Origin of the sequence: Roseomonas nitratireducens (assembly GCF_017813355.1) — a bacterium.
Taxonomy (GTDB): Bacteria; Pseudomonadota; Alphaproteobacteria; order Acetobacterales; family Acetobacteraceae; genus Neoroseomonas; species Neoroseomonas nitratireducens.
Window position 1 is genome coordinate 1 of the sequence record NZ_JAGIYZ010000052.1, and the last position, 4,325, is coordinate 4,325.

Consider the following 4,325-nt stretch of genomic DNA (forward strand, 5'->3'; position numbering starts at 1 on the left):
GGTCAGCCATCGGGCGTCGGCCAGGATCAGGGCGAGGCTGCCATCGGTGAGGCGCGCGATGGCGCGAACCTCGCGCGTGGCGATCGGCGCGGTGACGCGGAAGTTCGCATCGCCGACGGGCACCTCGATGATGGAGGGAAGCGCCGGCGCGCGTCCGGGCAGGTCGCCAGCGTTCACCCGCACCGGAGGCGGGACAGCAGGCGCATCATGGCCGGCCGCCCCGCCCTCGCGCTGCGGCCCGGTTCCGGGCCGTCGCACCCGTCAGGCCTTCTTGGCTTCGGCCTCGGCCGGCGGGACGACCACCGGGATGGTCAGCGTCTCGCCCGGCTTCCCATCGGCCAGCGTTTCGACGACCGAGATCACGCCATCCTTGTCCTGGCTGACCTCCACCTTGGCGCCCGGCTGGTCGGAGTGGACCGCCATGCCTTCCGAGGTGTGCACGACCGAGATCGCGCGCTCCGTCGCGCCCGGAGCGTCGCGCGTGGTGATCGCCTTGAGCCCGTCGCGGGTGACGATGTTGGCGCGGCCGTCGCGGTTCGTGGTGTCCATGTCGGAATCCTCCTTCTGCTGCGGATCGACTGGGCGACCATGCGGCGCAGCGCCAGGGCGCGCGACCGGATGTTCGGCTGTTCAGGCCGACAGCGCGCGCCGGCTCAGATCACCATGACGTAGCGCGCAGTCTCGGCCCTGGCCTGCGCCATCAGGTCGGCCAGCCGGCGCTTGTCGGCTTCCGTGGCGCCGACCGCGCGGCCCGCCAGCGCAAGGGACACCGCCTCCTGCGCCGACATGCGGACAGGGCCGACGATCTGCCTGCCCTCCGCGTCGAAGACCATGCACAGCGGGTAGACCAGGATGGCCTCGCCGTCGCGCGCTGGCATCTGCGCCCGCATGGCGACGCGGATTCCGTCCAGCGCCGCAGCCGCTGCCGCCGACCCGGCGCGCGCCAGGAAAGCCAGCAAGTCCAGGCGCGGCTGATTCGCGGCGGCCGGATCGCCCACCTCAATGCGCGCGACGGTGCTGCGGTGGATGCCCGCCTTCGTCGCCATGGCCTCCTGCGTCATGTCCAGCCGCGCGCGCTCCTGCGCGATCAGCGCGCCGATGCGTGCGTGGGTCCAGCCAGGGAGTTCGACAGCCATGTGGTGAACATGCCGCAACGCGACGCGCTTTGCATCGTCGGCGCGACCCGCTGTGCGTGCTGCACAGCGCGCGTCGTGCATGTCGCTGAAGCCCGCGCATCGGCTATGATTCAGCGATGCGGCGTCGGTCGGCGTCGCGCCCTTTGGTCAAAGGACGAGAACGATGGACGAAGCACTGGCGCGCCGCATTGAAGCGGAAGTGCGCGCAATCGCAGACGAAGCCGGCGCCGAAGCGACGGCGATCCTCAAGGCGCAGCAGCGCGTGATGCTGGCGGCCGATGCCCTGGCGCAGCAGCGGGGAAGCCGGACGACGGGCGCGGCGATGCTGCGCGCGGCGATGGGCGCCATTGCCCGCGACGGCGCGCATCTGCCCGAGTCCGCCGTGGCCGATGCCCTGGATGATCTGGCCGACAGCATCGAACAGGAACTCGGCTCGTCCATCGTGCGCGGCGGGACGCTTGGCATCATCCCGTCCAGCGGGCGCGAGCGGGAAGGCGGGCCGGTGGTCGCCCTGTCCCTGCGCATCGCGTTCCGGGAGGCCGCGTGATGGAGGACTTTCCCACGCGCATCCGGAGCGAGATCAGGCAGGCGTTCGCGCGCGGAGAAGCGGTGAAGTCCCTCCTGCTCGTCCCGCCCACCGCACCGCCCGCCGGGGCGCGGCTGGGCGCGCTGATCACCGCCGCAGCCGCATCCCCCGTCCTGCGCTGGCAGGAGAACGCGGCCGAGGTCAGGGCGGCCGTCGCGTCGCGCCTGGATCGGGCGGAAGCCCTGGCGCGCGAATACGAGTCCGCGATCCGTGATCTAGAGCGCGTGGCGGATCACATGGACGGCGATCCCCTGGGCGATGATCTGAGCGCCGATCTCAGCATGGCGGCGCGCCTGCTCGCGGGGTCGCCCGACGGTCTGGCCGCAGCCCGCAGCATCCGCGCCGACCTCGAGCGCGCGAAGCGTCGCCTGGACGAGTGCCGCTCCGAACTGCGGCGCGCGAAGTCGGCGGGAGCCGTGGCCGTCGCCGGGTGGATCCGGAACTACGTGGATCAGATCGGCTTGGATGGGCAGGCACTCGGCCTCGATGCCGTCTGGAAGTCCGCGGTCGCCAGCCACCGCGTTCTGCTCGCGGAGCGGAAGCGAACCCGCGCGTCAGGGAGGATCGCGGCATGAGCGGCGTGACGGCACGCGAGAAGGCGCTGATGCAGGCGCTCGTGGACCATGTGCAGGAAGCCACCGGCGCGGTCAGCGCGGCTGCATCCGCGCGGCTCACCGAGATCGAGCAGGTGGTGATCGCCGCCCGCGACGCGCAGCACGATGCCGAAGAGCGGGCCGAAGCCCTGGCATCCGAGGTGGCGGCGCTGCGCGATGAACTCGCCCTCGCTCGGTCGCAAGCCCGCCAGCCCGTCGAGCAGGCGGCCTCGCTGGTCAAAGCCGCCCGACGCACAATCGCGGACGCTGAAGATGCAATTGCCATCCAGCGGCGCTGGGCGCGGGACTACCTCATGGCGAAGGCGCGCGGGCTCGCCGCGTGATGGGCGCGGCGGTGGGCGACCCGGCCGGGATCATCTTGGCCGCGCACGAGTGGGGCCACGTGCTGGTCGCCCTGCGTGCCGGCGCCACCGAGATCGCCATCACGCGCGTGGATGATGGCTGGCGGGTGGATGTGTCGCCCCCGCCGGCATCCGGCGTCGCGGCCATGGAGGGGATGCTCGCCGGGGTCTTGGGCGAATTGCTCCACGCCATGGGCGGCGATGCCGACAAGGTCGTGACTTTCGTGCGGCAGTTCGGCAAGGCGGCCTTCAGCGCGACGGCGTATGGCGAAGCGGACCTGGTTCTGATCGATCGGCTCCAAGATGCCGATGTTGCCCGCCTCGTCGCGGGGCTGGCGCCCTCCCTCGCCGCAGACTTGGCTGCGATCCCCCACGATATGCTGGAAGCGATGGGGCGGACGCTCCTGCGGCAGCGCGTGGGCGACCGCCTGCCGATCGTCAGGGCGAAGGCGGCGGCCTGATCGCGGCGCGGTCAACGGTGATCAGCGCGGCCTCGCGGCGGCCCGACTGGCGAACATGGGGGAAGGCAGACCCCGCAAGGAAACTCCGCAAATTTACGGAGTATCGGCGCTCCCCGGCCTCGCCCCACCACCCGCGCCGCCGCCCGTCAGCGCGCGCGCAGCGCCGTCAGGGCCCGCGCCGCCGCCTGCCGCATCCTGGCCGCTTCTGCCCGCGCTTCCCTCTCACGCTGCTCCGCCTGCTCGCGCCGCTGCCGCTCCTGCTCTACCTCGCGCAGCAGCCGATCGCGTTCCGCTTCTCTCTCGCGTCGCCCTGGTCGCATGCCATCACCATCCCCGTCCTGTGCACGAGGTAGCGAAGCCGCCGCGCCGTGTGCAATCTGCACGCAGCGATGCAGGACCACGACCCCGACACCACAGCCGCGCCCCGCCTGTTCCAACACGGCGAATGCCGCATGCCTCTTTGGCAGACCGGCGCCGTGCCGACGCACGCCTACTGCTGTCGGGCCGTCGTGCAGGCCAGCGCGGCCGGCCTCCGCGCCCGCTACTGCGAGGCCTGCATCCAGATCATCGCGAGGCCGACCGATCCGCACACCGGCAGGGCCGTCATCGCACGCGACCCACAGCCGCAGCGGAAGCGCCACGACACCAGCAAGCGCGAGGTGGACCCCGACGCCCTCGTTGCCCTCCGACGCGAAGGCCTGTCGGCCAAGGAGATTGGCCAGCGCGTCGGCGCATCCGAAGCGACCATCAAGCGGCGCCTCGCCGCCCTTGGCCTGCCGACCGGTCGGTGGGCGACGCGCGCCCAGGCTGCCGCCGCCGCCGCATAGGCCCGCCCGCCCGGCGCCCCTGCCCCGCCCCGCCCTGCCGCAGGCCCGCGCGCCTCGCGTGGGGCGCGCCTGGGCGCCTTGGGCGCCCTGCCCGGTGGTGGGAGGCGGCCCGGCGCCCACAGGCCCAGGCGCCCGCCCCAGGCCAGCGCGCAGGCCCGGCGCCCATGGGGGTAGGCCCGCCGCCTTCGCGTGGGGCCGGGGGGGAGGGTCCAGACCTACGCGAGGTCGCCCATACCGAACGCCCCAAGCAAGATTCTTGCTATGCAAAATGCACGAAGTCGGGGGCGCGCGGAGTTCAGCCTTTCGGCGTTTGGCGACGCCGGTATCGCTTCGCCGGGACTGCCAGCGCGCGGGCGAGCG

Annotated in this window: 7 protein-coding genes; 5 read left to right on the forward strand and 2 right to left on the reverse strand. The window is 72.6% G+C overall.

Annotation, left to right across the window (positions count from 1 at the left end):
* Positions 1-261 precede the first annotated feature (261 nt).
* Positions 262-549, reverse strand: coding sequence for a hypothetical protein (locus J5Y09_RS24035; RefSeq protein WP_209354385.1), 288 nt, complete (start codon positions 547-549; stop codon positions 262-264).
* A 104-nt stretch (positions 550-653) separates the two neighbouring features.
* Positions 654-1,136 carry a helix-turn-helix transcriptional regulator gene (locus J5Y09_RS24040; protein ID WP_209354386.1) on the reverse strand — a complete coding sequence of 161 codons (483 nt, stop codon included), beginning with the start codon at positions 1,134-1,136 and terminating at the stop codon, positions 654-656.
* A gap of 163 nt (positions 1,137-1,299) precedes the next feature.
* Here J5Y09_RS24040 and J5Y09_RS24045 point away from each other — a divergent pair, with 163 nt between their 5' ends.
* The 5 genes from J5Y09_RS24045 to J5Y09_RS24065 all read left to right on the forward strand — a co-directional run bounded on the left by J5Y09_RS24045 (position 1,300) and on the right by J5Y09_RS24065 (position 3,965).
* Positions 1,300-1,683 (forward strand): hypothetical protein, encoded by a 384-nt coding sequence (locus J5Y09_RS24045; RefSeq protein ID WP_209354387.1) that lies wholly within the window; start codon positions 1,300-1,302, stop codon positions 1,681-1,683.
* Complete coding sequence (locus tag J5Y09_RS24050; RefSeq protein ID WP_209354388.1) at positions 1,683-2,297, forward strand: hypothetical protein; 615 nt, start codon at positions 1,683-1,685, stop codon at positions 2,295-2,297. The genes J5Y09_RS24045 and J5Y09_RS24050 overlap by 1 nt, the downstream gene beginning before the upstream one ends.
* Complete coding sequence (locus J5Y09_RS24055; RefSeq protein WP_209354389.1) at positions 2,294-2,659, forward strand: hypothetical protein; 366 nt, start codon at positions 2,294-2,296, stop codon at positions 2,657-2,659. Before J5Y09_RS24050 ends, J5Y09_RS24055 begins: the two co-directional genes overlap by 4 nt.
* Positions 2,659-3,138: a hypothetical protein gene (locus J5Y09_RS24060; RefSeq protein WP_209354390.1), complete on the forward strand. Its 480-nt coding sequence runs from the start codon at positions 2,659-2,661 to the stop codon at positions 3,136-3,138. The genes J5Y09_RS24055 and J5Y09_RS24060 overlap by 1 nt, the downstream gene beginning before the upstream one ends.
* A 389-nt stretch (positions 3,139-3,527) precedes the next feature.
* Positions 3,528-3,965, forward strand: coding sequence for a hypothetical protein (locus J5Y09_RS24065; RefSeq protein ID WP_209354391.1), 438 nt, complete (start codon positions 3,528-3,530; stop codon positions 3,963-3,965).
* The last annotated feature ends 360 nt before the right edge of the window (positions 3,966-4,325 follow it).

Bases quoted from the DNA above. Each gene is read 5' to 3' on its own strand.
- J5Y09_RS24060 (WP_209354390.1), top strand. From the start codon at position 2,659: ATGGGCGCGGCGGTGGGCGACCCGGCCGGGATCATCTTGGCCGCGCAC.
- J5Y09_RS24050 (WP_209354388.1), top strand. From the start codon at position 1,683: ATGGAGGACTTTCCCACGCGCATCCGGAGCGAGATCAGGCAGGCGTTC.
- J5Y09_RS24035 (WP_209354385.1), bottom strand. From the start codon at position 549: ATGGACACCACGAACCGCGACGGCCGCGCCAACATCGTCACCCGCGAC.
- J5Y09_RS24065 (WP_209354391.1), top strand. From the start codon at position 3,528: ATGCAGGACCACGACCCCGACACCACAGCCGCGCCCCGCCTGTTCCAA.
- J5Y09_RS24055 (WP_209354389.1), top strand. From the start codon at position 2,294: ATGAGCGGCGTGACGGCACGCGAGAAGGCGCTGATGCAGGCGCTCGTG.
- J5Y09_RS24045 (WP_209354387.1), top strand. From the start codon at position 1,300: ATGGACGAAGCACTGGCGCGCCGCATTGAAGCGGAAGTGCGCGCAATC.
- J5Y09_RS24040 (WP_209354386.1), bottom strand. From the start codon at position 1,136: ATGGCTGTCGAACTCCCTGGCTGGACCCACGCACGCATCGGCGCGCTG.